Source organism: Pseudomonas sp. FG35, from assembly GCF_057809295.1.
This window is the reverse complement of record NZ_JBMDJR010000007.1, coordinates 114,237-132,312: the sequence shown is the minus strand read 5'-3', so window position 1 is coordinate 132,312 and position 18,076 is coordinate 114,237. Positions and strand designations below refer to the sequence as shown.

Genomic DNA, 18,076 nt, shown 5'->3' with positions numbered 1-18,076 from the left:
CTGAAATCAGGCCGGTCGGTGCAGGAGGGTTATTCGGTAACCGTAGGAATCTTGCGCGGTGCCATGAAGTACATCCAGGTCAGCGCGATGAAGTACATCGCCGGGATCAGAGTGAACAACACGGTGTAGTTGTTGTTGGTGACGGTCAGGATGTGGCCGACGATCTGGGTCATGAACATCCCGCCGATCGCCGCGCACATGCCGCCGAAACCGAACACCGTGCTCATCATGTGCTTGGGCGTGTAGTCCATCACCAGGCTCCAGATGTTGGCGGTCCAGGCCTGGTGCGCGCCGATGGCCAGGGAGATGGCGGCAACCGCGATCCACAGGTTGGCGGAGCCGGCGGCCATGACCACGCCGATGATGCAGCAGGCGAACAGGAACATCGACAGCAGCCGCGCCTTGATCGAGTTCATGCCACGACCGATCAGGAACGAAGACAGAATCCCGCCGCCCACGCTGCCGAAGTCAGCGGTGACGTAGATGATGATCAGCGGAATGCCCATCTGGGTGACGTTGATGCCCAGGTTGTATTGCTGATTGAGAAACGGCGGCAGCCAGTACAGGTAGAACCAGAACACCGGCGCGGTCAGCGAGTAGGCGAGGGCGAAGGCCCAGGTGCCGCGCATGCGCAGGATTTTCGAGAACGGCACGCGGGCCTGTTCCGGTTCGACTTCTTTCTGGATGTATTCCAGCTCCGACTGTTTCACGCTCGGGTGATCTTCCGGGTTGAAATACTTCAGACCCCAGAACAGCAGCCAGATCCCGCCCAGTGCCGACATGCACAGGAACGCGGCCTGCCAGCCCCACACGTGAAGGATCAGCGGCAGCAGCATTGGGGTGAACATCGCGCCGACGTTGGTGCCGGCGTTGAAGATGCCGGTGGCGACGGCGCGCTCGCCGGCCGGGAACCACAGGCGTGTGGTCTTCACACAGGCCGGGTAGTTCGCCGCTTCAGTCAGGCCGAGGATGAACCGGCAGACCATGAAGCCCACCGCCGAAGTCGCCAGGCCATGGGCGCCGGTGGCCAGGCTCCAGAGCAGCACCGCGCAGAAGAACACGCGCTTGACGCCGACCCGGTCGATCAGCCGCCCTTGAAGCACGAAGCCGATCGCGTAGCCGACCTGAAACCAGAAGTTGATGTTGGCGTAGTCCATCGCCGTCCAGCTCATTTCCTTGGCAAGGATCGGCTGCATGACGCCGAGGGCGGCGCGGTCGATGTAATTGAGGGTGGTGGCGAAAAACACCAGCGCCAGCATGCCCCAACGGGTCTTGCCGACGGCCATGGCGCCGCGGATCTTGTCGCCGATGCCACCCGTGGCAGTGCTCATGGCCGGAGCCATGCGGGAAGTCTGTGAAGGAATCATGTGTTCCACCCGTTTTTGGATTTGTTATTTGGTGTGCTTTTTTTGTGCACGCTGCGACCGGCGGTTCAGTTCCGGACTCAAGGTGAGACGGATGTTGGGCAGTGGACGAAAAATCGTCAATTCGCCGAACCGGCATTGTGTTCGATAATCGCACGCAAAACTAACCGGGTAGTACAGTTTAAATTGCTCAATGAAAAACCGGGACCAATAATTCGCTCACCCTATAAAAGCGGCGCAATTTCCGTAGCCGACGTCTCCACCGGGAGTTGAAACATGCAGCGATCCATTGCCACCGTCTCCTTGAGCGGAACCCTGCCGGAAAAACTCGAAGCCATTGCCGCCGCCGGGTTCGACGGGGTGGAGATTTTCGAAAACGATCTTCTGTATTACGACGGCAGCCCCCGGGAAATCCGGCAGATGTGCGCCGACCTCGGGATTGCCATCACGCTGTTCCAGCCGTTCCGCGATTTCGAAGGCTGCCGCCGCGATCGACTGGAACGCAACCTGGAGCGGGCCGAGCGCAAGTTCGACCTGATGCAGGAGCTGGGCACCGACCTGGTACTGGTCTGCAGCAATGCCTCCCCCGACAGTCTCGGCGAGCAACAGATCCTCATCGATGACCTGCGCCTGCTGGCCGAGCGCGCCGGCGCTCGCGGCTTGCGCATCGGTTATGAGGCGCTGGCCTGGGGCCGTCACGTCAATACTTATCAACAGGTCTGGGACATCGTGCGTCAGGCCGATCACCCGGCCCTCGGCGTGTTGCTCGACAGCTTCCACACCTTGTCGCTCAAGGGCGATCCACGGGCGATTGCCGAGATTCCCGGCGACAAGATTTTCTTCGTGCAGATGGCCGACGCGCCGATCCTGGCGATGGACGTGCTGGAGTGGAGCCGGCATTTCCGCTGCTTCCCGGGGCAGGGCGAATTCGATCTGCCGGGGTTTCTCGCGCCGATCATTCAGAGCGGCTACACCGGGCCGCTGTCGCTGGAAATCTTCAATGACGGCTTCCGCGCCGCGCCGCCTCGGGCCAATGCGGCCGACGGTCTGCGTTCGCTGCTGTACCTGGAGGAGAAAACCCGTCAGCGTCTGGAGCAGGAAATCCGTCCTGTGGATAACCGCGACATCCTCTTCGAAACGCCGAAGGCCAGCGAATACAACGGCATCGAGTTTCTTGAATTCGCCGTGGATGAAAGCCTTGGCGCCAAGCTGTCGAACTGGCTGGAGCGGCTGGGCTTCGTCAAGGCCGGCCAGCATCGCTCCAAGAGCGTCAGCCTGTTGCGCCAGGGCGATATCAACTTGATCCTCAACTCTGAACCTTATTCATTCGGCCACAGCTTTTTCGAGGCCCACGGCCCGTCGCTGTGCGCCACCGCCGTGCGGGTCAAGGACAGCGCCAGTGCGCTGGCCCGCGCCGTCGCCTATAAAGGTCAGCCGTATCGCGGACTGGTCGGCCCCAACGAACTGGAGCTGGCGGCGGTGCGTGCGCCGGACGGTAGCCTGATCTATCTGGTGGATCAGGAGGCGGATGTCTACGGCACTGACTTCAATCTGCTGCCAAATGCCGTGGCGCGCGGCGGTCTCAAGCGCATCGACCACATGGCCATGGCGCTGCCGGCAGACAGCCTCGACAGTTGGGTGCTGTTCTACAAGAGCCTGCTGGATTTCGAGGCCGATGACGAAGTGGTGCTGCCGGATCCTTACGGGCTGGTGAAGAGTCGCGCGCTGCGTAGTCGCGACAGTTCGATCCGTCTGCCGCTGAACATTTCCGAGAACCGCAACACCGCGATCTCACACGCGTTGTCGAGTTATCGCGGCTCCGGGGTGCATCACATCGCGTTCGATTGCGACGATATCTTTGCCGAAGTCAGCCGGGCGAAAGAGGCGGGCGTGCCGTTGCTGGATATCCCGCTCAACTATTACGACGATCTGGCGGCGCGCTTCGATTTCGATGACGAATTCCTCAGCGAACTGGCGTACTACAACGTGCTCTACGACCGCGATGCGCAGGGTGGCGAGTTGTTCCACGTTTATACCGAGCCGTTCGAGGGGCGTTTCTTCTTCGAGATCATCCAGCGCAAGAATGGTTACGCCGGTTATGGCGCGGCCAACGTCGCGGTGCGGCTGGCGGCGATGGCCAAATCACGCAGTGGCGCGGTTCGCCAGGCGAAGTTGTAGGAAATTCGTAAACGCGGGATTAAACACCGGCCGCGCGGCTTCCTTCACTGGGGCGCGCGGCCCATAATCGCCAGCCTGTGCAGTGATGGCCGTGAGCCCGCAATGACAATGACTTCAGAACTTCCCGCAGCTCCCGCTCTACCCGCGGTAGAGCCGCGCAAGAGTCGCAAGAACAACCCGGAAAAGACCCGCGAGAATATCCTGCAGGAGGCGATCGTCGAGTTCGTCCAGCAGGGGCTGTCCGGCGCCCGCGTCGATGCGATCGCCGAGCGCATTCACACCTCCAAGCGCATGATCTATTACTACTTCGGCAGCAAGGAGCAGTTGTACGTCGAGGTGCTGGAGAAGCTCTACGGCGATATCCGCAGCACCGAGAACCGTCTGCACCTGGTCGAGTTGCCGCCGGTGGAAGCGATCCGGCGCCTGGTGGAATTCACTTTCGATCACCACGATCGCAACGTCGATTTCGTGCGGATCGTCAGCATCGAAAACATCCACAACGCCGAGTACGTGAAGCGTTCCGACGCGATCAAGGCGATGAACAACACCATCCTCGATTCCCTGGGCGAGATTCTTCGTCGCGGTGCCGATGAAGGGGTGTTCCGCGCCGGGCTCGACGCGCTGGACGTACATCTGCTGATCAGTTCGTTCTGCTTCTATCGCGTGTCGAACCGCCACACGTTCGGTGAGATCTTTCAGATCGACCTGCCGGACGAAAGCATCAAGCAGCGTCATCGCGAGATGATTTGCGAGTCGGTGCTGCGCTACCTGCAAGCGTGACTGAAGTCGAGGGGGCGTCGCCCCCTCACGGTTTTACCCATTCATGCTTTGAAAATGCGCGAGCATCCGTTGTGCATCCGGCGCCCTGCCGCTGAACAGTTCAAACGCTTTCACCGCCTGGAACACCGCCATGTTGCCACCATCCAGGGTTCGGCAACCCAGGGCGCGGGCGCTGCGCAGCAGTTCGGTTTCCAGCGGGAAATACACGATCTCCGCCACCCACAGCTCAGGCCGCAGCAGGGTCGCCGGTACGGGCATGCCCGGTAATTTGGCCATGCCCATCGGCGTGGTGTTTACCAGGCCATTCGCCTGACTCAGTGTGCTCGCCAGATCATGCCCGGCAACCGCCCGGTCAGCGCCGAAATGCTGGTTGAGGTTGTTGGCCAGACTTTCGGCGCGCTCCACGTCCACGTCAAAAATGCTCAGTTGTTGTACGCCTTCGCTCAATAGGGCGTGGGCCACGGCCGCGCCTGCACCGCCGGCACCCATCTGGACTACGCGCTCGCGGGCAACGTCTGGCAGGCCGCGACGAAAACCTTCGGCAAAACCCAGGCAATCGGTGTTGTGGCCGACGCGTTTGCCGTCCTTCAGCACCACCGTGTTCACGGCGCCGATGCCTCGGGCTTCCGGGGACAATTCATCGAGCAGCGGGATGATTGCCTGCTTGCACGGGAAGGTGATGTTCAGCCCGGTGTAGTTCATCCGTTCGGCGGCCAGCAGCAGGTCGGGCAGGGCGTTGCTGTCCAGTTGCAGTTGATCGAGATCGATCAGCCGGTACAGGTAACGCAGGCCCTGTTCGTCACCTTCGTGTTCGTGCAGGGCCGGGGTGCGGGAGGCCTGGATGCCGGCACCGATCAGCCCGGCGAGTATCACGTTGTTGCGATTCATGCGGATCACCCCTTCAGCCGCTGGCTGAAATGTTCCAGGGCCAGGCGATAGCCGTGGCTGCCGAAGCCGCACATCACGGCGGTGGCGATGGCGGAGACGAACGAGTGATGACGGAACGGCTCGCGGGCGTGGACGTTGGACAGGTGCACTTCGATCACCGGCAATTCGCTGGCGACCAGAGCGTCGCGGATCGCGACCGAGGTGTGAGTCCAGGCGGCCGGGTTGATCACGATGCCGGCGCAGCGCTGGCGGGCGCCGTGAATCCAGTCGAGCAGTTCGCCTTCGTGGTTGGTCTGGCGAAACTCCACGGCCAGGCCGAATTCTTCGGCGGCGCGCCCGCACAGGGCAGAGATATCGGCCAGGGTTTCGTGACCGTAGGTCGCCGGTTCACGGGTGCCGAGCAGGTTCAGGTTCGGGCCGTTAAGCACCAGAACGATAGGGGGCATGGGGGGCAAACTCCACTTATTGTTTTTGGCTTGGGCCGAAGGTTTCGACCTGTGGAGTTAAATTGTACTAGATGGTTACTTTAATCAATTGCCCTGCATCGACGACCCGGTTTTGTGGGCGGTGATCGCACACTGATGCAATTCAGTGCGGCAACTGCTCCACCAGAAAATCGATGAAAGCCCTGACACGCAGCGGCATGTGGCGATTCTGCGGGTACAACAAGGTGAACGGCCGCGAGCGTCCGCTGTAGGGTTTGAGCACTTCTATCAGCGAGCCGTCGGCCAGTTCTTTTTCGACAATGAAGCGATAGGTCTGGAACAATCCGGCACCGTGCCTGGCCAGGGTCACGCCACCGAGCACATCGTCCGAGCAGCAGAAATTGCCCTCGGCGAGGATTTCCCGTGGCGTCTCTTCGTCGTAAAACAGCCAGGTGATCCGCCGCCCGTTGCTGGGTAATTCGTACTGGATGCACTCGTGCTGTTCGAGGTCTTCGAGGGTCTGCGGCGTGCCGGCGCGTTTGAGGTAATCGGGGCTGGCAACCATCACCAGCGCCGCATCTTCCAGGTGGCGGGCGATCAGGCCGGAATCGGGAATCGCCCGCACGCGGATCGCCATGTCGTAGCCCTCGCCGACGAAGTCGATGTTGCGGTTGCTGATGTGCATGTCGACCTTCACCTGCGGGAAGCGCGCGCGAAAGGCCGGCAGCAGCGGCAGGATTCGGTGATGGGCGTAGGTCGTAGGAATACTGATACGCAGGGTGCCGGACGGTTCCTGCTGCTGGCCCATGACTTCCCGCTGCGCCTCGACCAGTTGTGCCAGCGCCTGACTGCATTCTTCGTAATAGCGCCGGCCGCTGTCAGTCAATTTCACGCTGCGGGTGGTGCGCGCGAACAGCCGCACGCCCAGGCGTTCCTCCATGCGGGATACCGAGCGGCTCACCGCTGCCGGCGTCACCGAAGCCGCCTGCGCCGCGCCGGTGAAACTGCCGCACTCGGCGGCCAGGCAAAACAGCTCGATGCTGCCCAGCTGAAGATCGTCGAAGTGTCGCTGCATGATTGATTACACCGGGGAATGAGTCTTCGTATGTAGCAAATGCGCGGCCGCTGCGAAAGAACTGCTTACCATTTTGCGCGCGGCTTTTGCGGCTCCCGCACTAGGCTCGAAAGGTAACGGCCACAGCAGGCGTTGGCGCCGATGGTCGGATTTGCCAGGGAATGGCAAGTGTTGAAACTTTAAACCTAACGGATGGGTAGCATGAAGGTATGCAGTTACAAAGGACTGTCAGTGGTGATCATGTTGCATGACGAACATTGTCCGCCCCACGCACATGTGGATGCAGGCGCCTGGAGCGCCCGCTTCAAATTCAGTTTCTGGCACAACGGCGTTGAACTGTGGGATGTGCTGCCGTTGTCGCATCGACCGCCGGTCAGCCTGCTTGAAGGGCTGCGCCAGTCGCTGCGTGAAACCGATCATCTGCGGCGGGCGCGCTGGATCTGGTGGACTCGGTTGCGAACGGCCTGTCTCGACAATCAATGGTGGGACGGGCAGTCGAATCAGGTGGCGGTGCTGCGGGAAGTCACCAGCACGAGTTTCAGGATTGGCTCGGCGTATTACGAGCCGGAGGTCAACAAAACCCTGTTGGCCCTGGTCGGCGCCAACGAAGGAGTGGAAATAGAATTATGAAAACAGTCAAAGCCACGCTGCACGCGGATCGACCCGTCACGGAAAAGCGTCTGGACGAAGCGGTCGACCGTGGTGGCGTGCGCCGACGCAGCAGCCTGCAAGCCGTGTCGGTGGCCTTTCAGAAAACGTGTCTGGTTATCCACTTCGAAGACAACAGTGGCGTGCTGCTCCCAGTGAATCTCTACCGGGAATTCGATGATTTCGAACCGGAAGACTTCACTGGATTGAACGTTGGCTTTGCCGGCACAGCGCTCTGCCACGACGGCAAGGATTTGCAGGTTTCCATCGCCGGCATGATCTCGGCCAGTCAGCCACTGATGGCCATGGCAGCCTCGGTGATCGCCTCCCGCAATGGTCGCCAGAGCAGCACTGCGAAAGCTGAAGCTGCACGGGCCAACGGCAGGAAGGGCGGGCGTCCGCGCAAGATCGATCCCGTGCCATGAACAGGCACAAAAAAGCCGTCGATGAGGACGGCTTTCTTGTTTCTGGCACCTGCGATCAACGTCGGGTCAGCAGCACGCCGGATTCCATGTGGTGAGTCCACGGGAACTGGTCGAACAGTGCGCAGCGGGTGATGCGGTGCGTGTCGTGCAGTTGGGCAATGTTGGCCGCCAGCGTTTCCGGGTTGCAGGAGATGTACAGGATGTTGTCGAAGCGCCGGGTCAGCTCGCAGGTGTCCGGGTCCATGCCGGCCCGTGGCGGGTCGACGAACACGCTGCCGAATTCGTAGCTTTTCAGATCGATGCCGTGCAGGCGACGGAACGGGCGAACTTCGTTCAGGGCTTCGGTCAGCTCTTCGGCGGACAGGCGCACCAAGGTGACGTTATCCACAGCGTTTTCGGCCAGGTTGCTCAGTGCGGCGTTGACCGAAGTCTTGCTGATTTCGGTGGCCAGCACTTTGCGCACGCGGGTTGCCAGCGGCAGGGTGAAGTTGCCGTTGCCGCAGTACAGCTCCAGCAGATCGTCGCTGCGATCGCCCAGTGCTTCGTAGGCCCAGTTGAGCATCTTCTGGTTCACGGTGCCGTTCGGTTGGGTGAACGCGCCTTCCGGTTGGCGATAGCTGAATGTGCGACCGCCGACGTCGAGTTTCTCGACCACGTAGTCGAGGCCGAGCACTTCGCGCTTGCCCTTGGAACGACCGATGATGCTGACGCCCAGATCCGTCGCCAGTTTGGTCGCCGCCGCATGCCAGTGCTCGTCCAGCGGACGGTGATAGCACAGGGTGATCATTGCGTCGCCGGCCAGGGTGGTCAGAAACTCCACCTGGAACAACTTGTGGCTCAGCGCTGCGCTGGCCTGCCACGCCGCCTTCAATTGCGGCATCAACTGGTTGATGCGCAGGCTGGCGATCGGGAACTCTTCGATCAGGATCGGCGTGCGTTTGTCGTCCTGCGAGAACATCGCGTAATGCCGCTCACCCCCCTCGCGCCACAGGCGGAATTCGGCGCGCAGGCGGAAGTTCTGCAGCGGCGAGTCGAACACCGTCGGCTCCGGTGCATCGAACGGGGCCAGCAGGTCACGCAGGCGCGTGACCTTGTCTTCGAGTTGTGCGGCGTAGGCCTGGGAATCAAAAGTCATGCGTTGAACCAACCCAGCTTGATCACGAACAGAATCGACAGGATCACCAGCGCCGGGTTCAGCTCACGGGCGCGGCCGGACAGCAGTTTGATCGCAGTCCAGGCGATGAAGCCGAAGGCGATGCCGTTGGCGATGGAATAGGTGAAAGGCATCGCCAGGGCGGTGACCACGACCGGCGCGGCGACGGTGATGTCTTCCCAGTCTATTTCCGCCAGGCCCGAAGTCATCAACACGGCGACGAACAGCAGCGCCGGCGCGGTAGCGAACGCAGGTACGCTGGCGGCCAGTGGCGAGAAGAACAGCGCCAGCAGGAACAGGATTGCGACGACGATGGCGGTCAGGCCGGTGCGGCCGCCGGCACTCACGCCCGCAGCGGATTCGATGTAGCTGGTGGTGGTCGAGGTGCCCAGCAGCGAACCGGCCATTGCCGCGGTGCTGTCAGCGATCAGCGCACGGCCCATTTTCGGCATGTGGCCGTCCTTGCCCATCAGGCCGGCGCGCTTGGCGACGCCGATCAGGGTGCCGGAGTTGTCGAACAGGTCGACGAACAGGAAGGCGAAGATCACGCTGACCAGACCGATGTCCAGAGCGCCCTTGATGTCCAGTTGCAGGAAGGTCGGGGCCAGCGAAGGCGGCATTGACGTCACGCCGCCGAACGGGGTGAAGCCCATCACGATGGAAACGATGGTCACCGCCAGAATGCCGATCAGCACCGCGCCGCGCACTTTCAGGGCTTCAAGGGCAACGATCAGGGCGAAACCGAGGGTGGCGAGGATCGGAGCCGGCTGTTTCAGGTCACCGAGGCCGACCATGGTCGCCGGGTTGCTGACCACGATGCCGGCGTTGTGCAGGGCGATCAGTGCCAGAAACAGGCCGATACCGGCGGCAATCGCCGAGCGCAGCGGCAGCGGGATGCTGTTGATGATCCACTCACGGATGCGGAAGATCGACAGCAGGAAGAAGCACACCGCCGAAATGAACACCGCGCCCAGCGCCACTTGCCAGGTGTGGCCCATGTGCAGCACGACGGTGTAGGTGAAGAAGGCGTTCAGACCCATGCCCGGCGCGAGGGCGATCGGGTAGTTGGCGATCAGGCCCATGACCGTGGAACCGATGGCGGCTGCCAGACACGTGGCGACGAACACCGCGCCCTTGTCCATGCCGGTCTCGCCGAGGATGCTCGGGTTGACGAACAGAATGTAGGCCATGGCCAGGAAGGTCGTGACGCCCGCCAGAATCTCGGTCCGCACGTTGGTGTTGTGTGCCTTGAGTTGAAACAGCCTTTCCAGCATGTCTGCTCCCCGTGGCGCGCGTGGCGCCGTGAATGTATCGACCTCAACAGCAAAGCACAGACCGTCGCAAGCGCCTGGAAAATTGTGGTGGGCCGGAAAAAGCCGCGCATCATACCAGCAGCGTGAGGAAGATGGCGGATGTTGGTGTCGATCGTCGGCGAAGTTTTGCACCACGGCCAAGTAAGCCATACTGCGCGCTGTTTTTTCTGGGATGGATCGCATGAACAAGGGTTGGATGAAGACCGCTGGACTGATGGCCTCGCTGCTGGCCGGTGTACCGGCGGCACTTGCGGCGTCGGCACCGCCATTGAGCGAGGTGAAAGTCATCAAGGTTCAGTCGTCGTCCTGCGGGCTCGAAGACATTACCGATGGCCAGGTGCAGACCCGTTGCGATCACAGCGCGCCGGGCATCAAGGTGTACGTGCTGGAAATCGGCTACGGCCAGAGTCAGCCTCAGGCAGCACTGGACGGTTTCGAAGTGAACGGCACCCGGAGTCCGGTCTGTGCCTTCGATAACGGCAACCTGACCGAGTGCACGCCCGGCAGCAAATCCGTCGGCTCGCTGTATACCTTCGATCTGGCGGCCCGTCAGGAAGGCACCTTTACCTTCAGCAACACGTCGATCAACGCCCCGCGCAACACGATGTCGACCCAGCTTTACATCAAGTAACGGCTGTCGCCGAACAGGGCAGGGCAAAGCTGACTACGCTTTAAAGACCACCCAGCGGAAAGCGCCCATGACCTATAGAGCCCTGATTACCCTCGCCGAGGGCATCGATGATCTGCAATGCGTGACCCTGATCGACGTGCTGCGCCGCGCCGGCGTCGAAGTGGTGGCGGCCAGCATCGAAGGCCGGCGCATGCTGACCTGCGCCCGGGGCACGCGACTGACTGCCGACGGCATGCTCATTGACGTACTGGCCCAGACCTTTGACCTGATCGTCCTGCCCGGTGGCGCTGTCGGCGCGCAACACCTTGCTGCGCACCAGCCTCTTCAACAACTGCTAAAGGATCAGGCCAGTGCCGGACGACTGTTCGCCGCCATCGCCGAAGCCCCGGCCGTCGCCCTGCAAAGCTTCGGTGTATTACGTCAACGCCGGATGACCTGCCTGCCCGTCAGCAGTCATAACCTTTCCGGTTGCACGTTTGTTGATCAACCGGTGGTGGTCGACGGTAATTGCATCACCGCCCAGGGCTCCGGCGCCGCGCTTGCGTTTGCGCTGACACTGGTCGAGCAACTGGCGGGCAAGGCCGTCAGATTGAAGGTGGCGGGGGAGTTGCTGGCCTGAGAGCGTCAGGCCTTCACCTCTTCCACCGGCACATGCATCCGGTCGCGGTTGGCCAGGGTCGGGAACAGTTTGATCCAGGTTCCGGTCACCACCAGCGTGCCGATGCCGCCCATCACCACCGCCGGCACGGTGCCGAACCAATGCGCGGTGAGACCGGACTCGAATTCGCCCAACTGGTTCGAGGCACCGATGAACAGGCCGTTCACCGCGCTGACCCGGCCGCGCATTTCGTCCGGGGTTTCCAGTTGCACGAACGAGGCGCGGATCACCATGCTGATCATGTCCGCCGCGCCCAGCACCACAAGTACCGCCAGGGAGAACCAGAACGAGGTCGACAGACCGAAGGCGATGGTTGCCACGCCGAATACACCGACGGCGGTGAACATTACTCGACCGACGTTTCGCTCGACGGCAAACCGCGCCAGGAACAGCGACATCATCAGCGCGCCAACTGCCGGCGCCGAGCGCAGCAACCCCAGCCCCCACGGCCCGGTCAGCAGGATGTCCTTGGCGAACACCGGCAACAGCGCCGTGGCGCCGCCGAGTAGCACGGCGAACAGATCCAGCGAGATCGCCCCGAGAATGTCCGGGCGGCTGCGAATGAAACGAATCCCTGCCAGCAACGAATCCAGTGTCGCCTTGCCCTTGTTCAGCGGGGTTTGCCGTGCGGGCAGGTTGAGCATCAAGGTGCAGGCGATGACATACAGAATCACCGTCGGCCCGTAGACCCACACGCTGCCGAAGGCGTAAAGCAGACCGCCGAGGGCCGGGGCGACGATGGTGGCCGATTGCTGTGCAGATTGCGCGGCGGCGACGGCACGCGGGAACAGCGCACTGGGTACGATGCTCGGCAGCAGCGCTTGAGTGGTCGGCATCTCGAACGAGCGTGCGGCGCCGAGCAGGAACGCCAGGATAAAGATCATTTCCCGGGTGACATGATCGGTTGCACTGCCGATGGCCAATGCCAGCGCGATCAGGGCCTGCAACGACTGGCAGATCGCCGCGACTCTGCGTCGGTCGTAGCGATCGGCAACGTGGCCGGTGTGCAGCATGAACAAGACCCGTGGTGCGAATTCCACCAACCCGACCAGACCCAGGTCGAGCACATTGCCGGTCAATTGATAGAGGTTCCAGCCGATCGCCACGGTGAGCATCTGAAAACCACTGGCGGTGAAGATCCGGGCAAACCAGAACGCAAGAAAGGGACGGTGGTGACGTAACAGCAAGGGCTCTTGGCTGGGCATTTGCGGGCCGGTCGTGATCGAGGGGAACCGCGAGATTATCACCAGTCTGTAACAGGAAGTTGCTATGACAGAAAATTTAGTTAGCCAGACATCGATTTTTCTGCGCCGTGGCGCGAAACCCGGCCACCGATGTATTTCAGGGCGTTGCCGTGACTGTGAGGCAACTTGTCACGCGGCAAAAGACCACGCGGTTTCCCGTCGGAAATGGGACTACTCTTTCTACGTTGATTGATCCAGATCAAGACCTTTCGTGGAAACGATCGCGGACCCGTCGGCAGACTCCCTGCGTCGCGATGCCTGTAAAAAGAAGAACGAATCCGAGTTCGCCGCACTCCATACCCGTGGGGGCAGTGGTTCAAGGCCGCCAGTCCTGGACCGTTATCTGATAGAGGAAAGCTTATGTTCGGTTTAGAGGCCCTGGATCTCGCCCGAATTCAGTTCGCATTCACCATCTCGTTCCACATCCTGTTCCCGGCGATCACCATCGGTCTTGCGAGCTATCTCGCGGTGCTGGAAGGCCTGTGGCTGAAAACCGGCAACGACACCTACCGTGATCTTTATCACTTCTGGTCGAAGATCTTTGCCGTCAACTTCGGCATGGGCGTGGTCTCGGGCCTGGTCATGGCTTACCAGTTCGGCACCAACTGGAGTCGCTTCTCGGACTTCGCCGGCTCCGTTACCGGGCCGTTGCTGACGTATGAAGTGCTCACGGCGTTCTTCCTCGAAGCCGGTTTCCTCGGGGTGATGCTGTTCGGCTGGAACAAGGTCGGGCGCGGCCTGCACTTTTTCTCCACGGTGATGGTCGCCATCGGCACACTGATTTCGACCTTCTGGATTCTCGCTTCCAACAGCTGGATGCAGACCCCGCAGGGCTTCGAGATCGTCAACGGTCAGGTCATTCCAACCGACTGGCTGGCAATTGTCTTCAACCCATCGTTCCCCTATCGCCTGATGCACATGGCGACCGCAGCGTTCGTCGCAACGGCGTTCTTCGTCGGTTCGTCAGCGGCCTGGCACCTGCTGCGCGGCAAGGACAACCCGGCGATCCGCACCATGCTGTCGATGGCGATGTGGATGGCGTTGATCGTTGCGCCGATCCAGGCTGTCATCGGCGACTTCCACGGCCTCAACACCCTCGAGCATCAGCCAGCGAAAATCGCTGCGATCGAAGGCCACTGGGAAAACGTCGGCGACGAAGCGACACCGCTGATTCTGTTCGGCTGGCCGGACATGAAGGAAGAAAAAACCAAGTTCGCTGTCGAGATTCCATACCTCGGCAGCCTGATCCTGACCCACTCGCTGGACAAGCAAGTCCCGGCGCTCAAGGAGTTCCCGCCAGAAGACCGGCCGAATTCCACCATCGTGTTCTGGTCGTTCCGGATCATGGTCGGCCTCGGCTTCCTGATGATCTTCACCGGTCTGTGGAGTTTGTGGCTGCGCAAGCGTGACTCGCTCTACACCTCGCGGCCGTTCCTGTACCTGGCGTTGTGGATGGGGCCGTCCGGTCTGATCGCGATCCTGGCGGGCTGGTTCACCACTGAAATCGGTCGTCAGCCGTGGGTGGTCTACGGGCTGATGCGCACGGCGGACGCGTCTTCCAACCACAGTTTCATGCAGATGAGCATCACGCTGATCATGTTCGTGGTGGTGTACTTCGCGCTGTTCGGTGCGGGTCTGGGCTACATGATGCGTCTGGTGCGCAAAGGACCGAAGACCGACGAAGGCAAGGAAACCAACGAAGGTGGTCCTGGCCAGAAACGTACGCCGGCCCGTCCGTTGTCCGCTGCCGACGACGATGGTGCCGAACACGACCGCAGCCTGACCAAGGAGATTTGAGTCATGGGTATTGATCTTCCGCTGATCTGGGCCGTGATCATCATCTTCGGCATCATGATGTACGTGGTCATGGACGGTTTCGATCTGGGGATCGGGATTCTCTTTCCGTTCATCCCCGGCAAGACCGACCGCGACGTGATGATGAACACCGTCGCCCCGGTGTGGGACGGCAACGAAACCTGGCTGGTACTGGGCGGCGCTGCGTTGTTCGGCGCCTTCCCGTTGGCTTATTCAGTGGTGTTGTCGGCGCTGTACCTGCCGCTGATTTTCATGCTGATCGGGCTGATCTTCCGTGGCGTGGCGTTCGAGTTCCGCTTCAAGGCCAAGGACGACAAGCGTCACCTGTGGGACAAGGCATTCATCGGTGGTTCGATTGCCGCAACGTTTTTCCAGGGTGTGGCGCTGGGCGCGTTCATCGATGGTCTGCCAGTGGTCAACCGGCAATATGCCGGCGGTTCACTGGACTGGCTGACGCCGTTCACGCTGTTCTGCGGCGCCGCACTGGTGGTGGCGTATGCCTTGCTCGGCTGCACCTGGCTGATCATGAAGACCGAAGGCAAGTTGCAGGAACAGATGCATGACCTGGCGCGACCTTTGGCCTTCGTGCTGTTGGCGGTGATCGGTGTCGTCAGTCTGTGGACGCCGCTGGCCCATCCGGAAATTGCGACGCGCTGGTTCAGCATGCCGAATCTGTTCTGGTTCATGCCGGTGCCGATTCTGGTGCTGGTGACGATGTACGGTCTGATTCGCGCGGTGGCACGCAATGCCAACTACATGCCGTTCCTGCTGACCCTGGTGCTGATCTTCCTCGGCTACAGCGGTCTGGGCATCAGCCTGTGGCCGAACATCGTGCCGCCGTCGATCTCGATCTGGGACGCCGCCGCACCACCGCAAAGCCAGGGCTTCATGCTGGTGGGCACGCTGTTCATCATCCCGTTCATCCTGGGTTACACCTTCTGGAGCTATTACGTGTTCCGCGGCAAGGTCACCCATGAAGACGGTTATCACTAAGGGTGATCACGATGGCGCCGACAGCGGCGCCATCTCCCTCAACCGGAGGATGCAAGCATGACCGGCAAACATTCCCTGCACGACATTGAAGAAGCCGAAAAAAAGCCGCTGTGGCAGCGGCTCGGCTGGTTGGCCATGATCTGGGTCGGCAGCGTCGGTGCATTGTTCATCGTCGCCAGCCTGATGCGCATGTTCATGAATGCAGCAGGCCTGACCACGCACTAAGACTTCCCATCCCGCTGCCTTGCGGCACGGATTTTTAACCCTCCGACCGGAGGGTTTTTTTTGCCCGGATTATTTGCGTGCCTTGAGGATCACGAATTTCGGCGTGGCCGCGACCTGCTCGACACCCCGGAACAGTCGCGCCAGTTTGCTGTGATAACCCAGGTGACGGTTGCCGACGATGTACAGCGCACCACCGACGACCAGTGCTTCGCGGGCCTGCTGGAACATGCGCCAGGCAAGGAAGTCGCCGACCACCTGTTGCTGGTGAAACGGCGGGTTGCACAGCACCACATCCAGCGATTGCGCTTCCTGTCCGGCAAGGCCGTCGCCTGCGCGCACGATCGCTTCACGTTCACCCAGCGCCGCGCGCCAGTTTTCGGCCGCCGACTGCACGGCCATGAACGATTCGTCCACCAGCGTGTAATGCGCATCTGGGTTTTGCAGGGCGCTGGCGATGGCCAGTACGCCGTTACCGCAGCCTAGGTCGGCGACCCCTGCCGCGCCGAGGTTTTTCGGCAGGTGCGGAAGGAAGGCACGGGTGCCGATGTCCAGCCCTTCACGGCAGAACACGTTGGCATGGTTGAGCAGTTCGATGGCCGGCTCGTCGAGGCGATAACGGGTCGGGTAGGGCGAGACAGCGGGTGCCTTCGCCTCGGGCGTGGCGATCAGCAAGCGTGCCTTCTTCACCGCCAGCGAAGCCTGAACCGGGCCGATATAGCGTTCCAGCAGATCACCGGCGGCGCGGGGCAGATGTTTGACCATGGCTGCGGCGACCACTTGCGCGCCGGGCGCCAATTGGCCTTGCAGGCGAATCAGTTGTTCTTCCAGCAGTGCCAGGGTTTTCGGAACGCGGATCAGCACCCGGTCAAATGGCCCGACCAACGGCTCGCTGGCGGGAATGCCGCGCAGCGCATCGAATGCCTGACCATTGCGCAGCAGGTTTTTTTCAAGGCCTTGAAACGCCAGGAACGAATCGCCGCTGGTGCTGACCTGCACGTTGCCTGACAGGCTGATGGCCAGCGCGCCGAAACTGTCGTTGAGCACCAGAACCCGTGTCTCGATCGGCAGATTCTGTTCGGCCAGATGATTGAGCAGGTATTCGTCGGCTGCGTCGAAGGCTTGTAGCGGTTCGTTCTGCTGTTCGGGCTGGCGGATCAGATCAAGCTGGGCGAAGGGCGTATCGAGCAAAGGCATGGGGCGGGGACTCTGGGTAATCGACGGGTGTCCCGCGGCCCAGGGTTTAGTGCGGCGGAACCAACCGAGTGCACTGCGACGTGAACGCTCACGACATCACTCAGGAAGGCTGCAAATGGTACTTTTTTTTTGTTGGCAATACTCGTCTGATTTCACTGCGATGGTTGAACGAGGTCTAGAGGAATCCGAGCTTGGAAGCCTTGACGATGGCTGACATCTTGTTGCACGCGTTGAGTTTAACGATCAGATTTTTGATGTGATAGTTCACGGTCCGCTCGGCCACATTCAGAATCTGACCGATTTCCCAGGCGGTCTTGCCATAGGCGCACAGCCTGACAATTTCCAGCTCTCGAGTAGACAGGCGCACGGGAGGCGGTTTGGCCGGCACTGGCGGTAGTGCATGGACGAATAATTCACTCAAGTGCTGCGTGATGAAATGCATGACGCCGTATTGATCGTAGAGTTCCAGTGCGAAGATTTCGCTTTGGGGACGTGCCAGACTGATTGTGCAGCACAGGTCATTTTCTTCGTTGAGATACGATTGCGACCAGCCATGTTCCATTCCGTGATTTCGAAGTGCATTCCACATTTGCGGTGCTTTCGAGAAGGCTTTTCTGTTCCAGAGAAATGGCAACATGGATTGGTGGCAGTATGATGTTATTGGGTCCTCTTCACTGTAGTTATTCTCGTATTCTTCGTTCCACGCTTTAGTGAAGTTATTGATATGGAACGGTTTGAATGACGGGGACTCAGGTCGCGAGACTTGAATGCCGCAAAACTGGAAACCTATGTTATTGGCAAACGTTCTCAAAATCGGGAATGCACTCTCGATTTCCTTCGCGCGCGTAAGCTGTTTTATCTGGTACTCCTTCCACCTATCCATTTTTTAGTTCTCCAGGAGCTGGTTCGCAGGGGGGGGGGATTGGATCCAAGATCCCCGACACGAAATCCAGTGTAGGACGCTTCCTGCAAAGTGTTTAAACTTTTTTGCTCTTGAAGAGGCGGGTTATAGAGAATATCCATAACCGGATTTTATATGTGAGGGTTCATATAAAGATCTTTAATGC

The 18,076-nt window shown here is 60.6% G+C and carries 18 protein-coding genes; 9 read left to right on the top strand and 9 right to left on the bottom strand.

The genetic code is table 11. The annotated features are described in order from the left end of the window. Positions 1-29 precede the first annotated feature (29 nt). Positions 30-1,367, bottom strand: coding sequence for an MFS transporter (locus ACODTD_RS15685; RefSeq protein WP_007958787.1), 1,338 nt, complete (start codon positions 1,365-1,367; stop codon positions 30-32). Positions 1,368-1,640: 273 nt separating this feature from the next. On the opposite strand from ACODTD_RS15685, the gene quiC reads away from it, so the two are divergent. Continuing rightward, entirely contained in the window at positions 1,641-3,542 is a 1,902-nt protein-coding gene (gene quiC / locus ACODTD_RS15680; RefSeq protein ID WP_197870522.1) for a 3-dehydroshikimate dehydratase QuiC, read from the top strand. Between the two features lie 102 nt (positions 3,543-3,644). After that, positions 3,645-4,322: a TetR/AcrR family transcriptional regulator gene (locus ACODTD_RS15675; RefSeq protein ID WP_489104994.1), complete on the top strand. Its 678-nt coding sequence runs from the start codon at positions 3,645-3,647 to the stop codon at positions 4,320-4,322. A 33-nt stretch (positions 4,323-4,355) separates the two neighbouring features. On the opposite strand, the gene ACODTD_RS15670 is transcribed toward ACODTD_RS15675, so the two are convergent. The 3 genes from ACODTD_RS15670 to ACODTD_RS15660 all read right to left on the bottom strand — a co-directional run bounded on the left by ACODTD_RS15670 (position 4,356) and on the right by ACODTD_RS15660 (position 6,710). Beyond that, entirely contained in the window at positions 4,356-5,210 is an 855-nt protein-coding gene (locus ACODTD_RS15670) for a shikimate dehydrogenase (RefSeq protein ID WP_489104993.1), read from the bottom strand. A gap of 5 nt (positions 5,211-5,215) precedes the next feature. Beyond that, positions 5,216-5,656 carry a type II 3-dehydroquinate dehydratase gene (aroQ, locus tag ACODTD_RS15665; protein ID WP_011336043.1) on the bottom strand — a complete coding sequence of 147 codons (441 nt, stop codon included), beginning with the start codon at positions 5,654-5,656 and terminating at the stop codon, positions 5,216-5,218. Between the two features lie 142 nt (positions 5,657-5,798). Continuing rightward, the gene (locus ACODTD_RS15660) at positions 5,799-6,710 is read right to left on the bottom strand and encodes a LysR family transcriptional regulator (RefSeq protein ID WP_011336042.1); all 912 of its coding nucleotides are present in this window, start codon (positions 6,708-6,710) and stop codon (positions 5,799-5,801) included. A gap of 201 nt (positions 6,711-6,911) precedes the next feature. Between ACODTD_RS15660 and ACODTD_RS15655 the strand changes: the two genes are divergently transcribed. Continuing rightward, positions 6,912-7,340 carry a hypothetical protein gene (locus ACODTD_RS15655; protein ID WP_011336041.1) on the top strand — a complete coding sequence of 143 codons (429 nt, stop codon included), beginning with the start codon at positions 6,912-6,914 and terminating at the stop codon, positions 7,338-7,340. Further along, positions 7,337-7,783: a hypothetical protein gene (locus ACODTD_RS15650; RefSeq protein ID WP_489104992.1), complete on the top strand. Its 447-nt coding sequence runs from the start codon at positions 7,337-7,339 to the stop codon at positions 7,781-7,783. The genes ACODTD_RS15655 and ACODTD_RS15650 overlap by 4 nt, the downstream gene beginning before the upstream one ends. 55 nt (positions 7,784-7,838) lie before the next feature. Here ACODTD_RS15650 and trmA read toward each other — a convergent pair whose 3' ends face one another. Further along, entirely contained in the window at positions 7,839-8,918 is a 1,080-nt protein-coding gene (gene trmA, locus ACODTD_RS15645) for a tRNA (uridine(54)-C5)-methyltransferase TrmA (RefSeq protein WP_011336039.1), read from the bottom strand. Continuing rightward, entirely contained in the window at positions 8,915-10,210 is a 1,296-nt protein-coding gene (locus tag ACODTD_RS15640) for an NCS2 family permease (RefSeq protein ID WP_064599583.1), read from the bottom strand. Before ACODTD_RS15640 ends, trmA begins: the two co-directional genes overlap by 4 nt. A 220-nt stretch (positions 10,211-10,430) precedes the next feature. Between ACODTD_RS15640 and ACODTD_RS15635 the strand changes: the two genes are divergently transcribed. Both ACODTD_RS15635 and ACODTD_RS15630 read left to right on the top strand, forming a co-directional pair. After that, positions 10,431-10,880: a DUF4879 domain-containing protein gene (locus tag ACODTD_RS15635; protein WP_221615890.1), complete on the top strand. Its 450-nt coding sequence runs from the start codon at positions 10,431-10,433 to the stop codon at positions 10,878-10,880. Positions 10,881-10,947: 67 nt separating this feature from the next. After that, positions 10,948-11,499, top strand: a complete 552-nt coding sequence (locus ACODTD_RS15630) for a DJ-1 family glyoxalase III (RefSeq protein WP_489104991.1) — start codon at positions 10,948-10,950, stop codon at positions 11,497-11,499. A gap of 5 nt (positions 11,500-11,504) precedes the next feature. Here the strand turns inward: ACODTD_RS15630 and ACODTD_RS15625 are convergent, their stop codons facing one another. Continuing rightward, entirely contained in the window at positions 11,505-12,743 is a 1,239-nt protein-coding gene (locus tag ACODTD_RS15625; protein ID WP_011336035.1) for an MFS transporter, read from the bottom strand. Positions 12,744-13,142: 399 nt separating this feature from the next. Between ACODTD_RS15625 and ACODTD_RS15620 the strand changes: the two genes are divergently transcribed. Genes ACODTD_RS15620 through ACODTD_RS15610 form a run of 3 tightly spaced genes read left to right on the top strand, consistent with a single transcriptional unit; the run spans position 13,143 to position 15,815 of the window. Continuing rightward, positions 13,143-14,579 (top strand): cytochrome ubiquinol oxidase subunit I, encoded by a 1,437-nt coding sequence (locus ACODTD_RS15620; RefSeq protein ID WP_011336034.1) that lies wholly within the window; start codon positions 13,143-13,145, stop codon positions 14,577-14,579. 3 nt (positions 14,580-14,582) lie between these two features. Further along, positions 14,583-15,590 (top strand): cytochrome d ubiquinol oxidase subunit II, encoded by a 1,008-nt coding sequence (cydB, locus tag ACODTD_RS15615; protein ID WP_011336033.1) that lies wholly within the window; start codon positions 14,583-14,585, stop codon positions 15,588-15,590. Positions 15,591-15,647: 57 nt separating this feature from the next. After that, positions 15,648-15,815 carry a DUF2474 domain-containing protein gene (locus tag ACODTD_RS15610; protein WP_007950992.1) on the top strand — a complete coding sequence of 56 codons (168 nt, stop codon included), beginning with the start codon at positions 15,648-15,650 and terminating at the stop codon, positions 15,813-15,815. A gap of 69 nt (positions 15,816-15,884) precedes the next feature. On the opposite strand, the gene ACODTD_RS15605 is transcribed toward ACODTD_RS15610, so the two are convergent. Both ACODTD_RS15605 and ACODTD_RS15600 read right to left on the bottom strand, forming a co-directional pair. Further along, complete coding sequence (locus ACODTD_RS15605) at positions 15,885-17,009, bottom strand: methyltransferase (RefSeq protein ID WP_011336032.1); 1,125 nt, start codon at positions 17,007-17,009, stop codon at positions 15,885-15,887. Between the two features lie 175 nt (positions 17,010-17,184). Further along, positions 17,185-17,892, bottom strand: a complete 708-nt coding sequence (locus ACODTD_RS15600) for a helix-turn-helix transcriptional regulator (protein ID WP_011336031.1) — start codon at positions 17,890-17,892, stop codon at positions 17,185-17,187. Between the last annotated feature and the right edge of the window lie 184 nt (positions 17,893-18,076).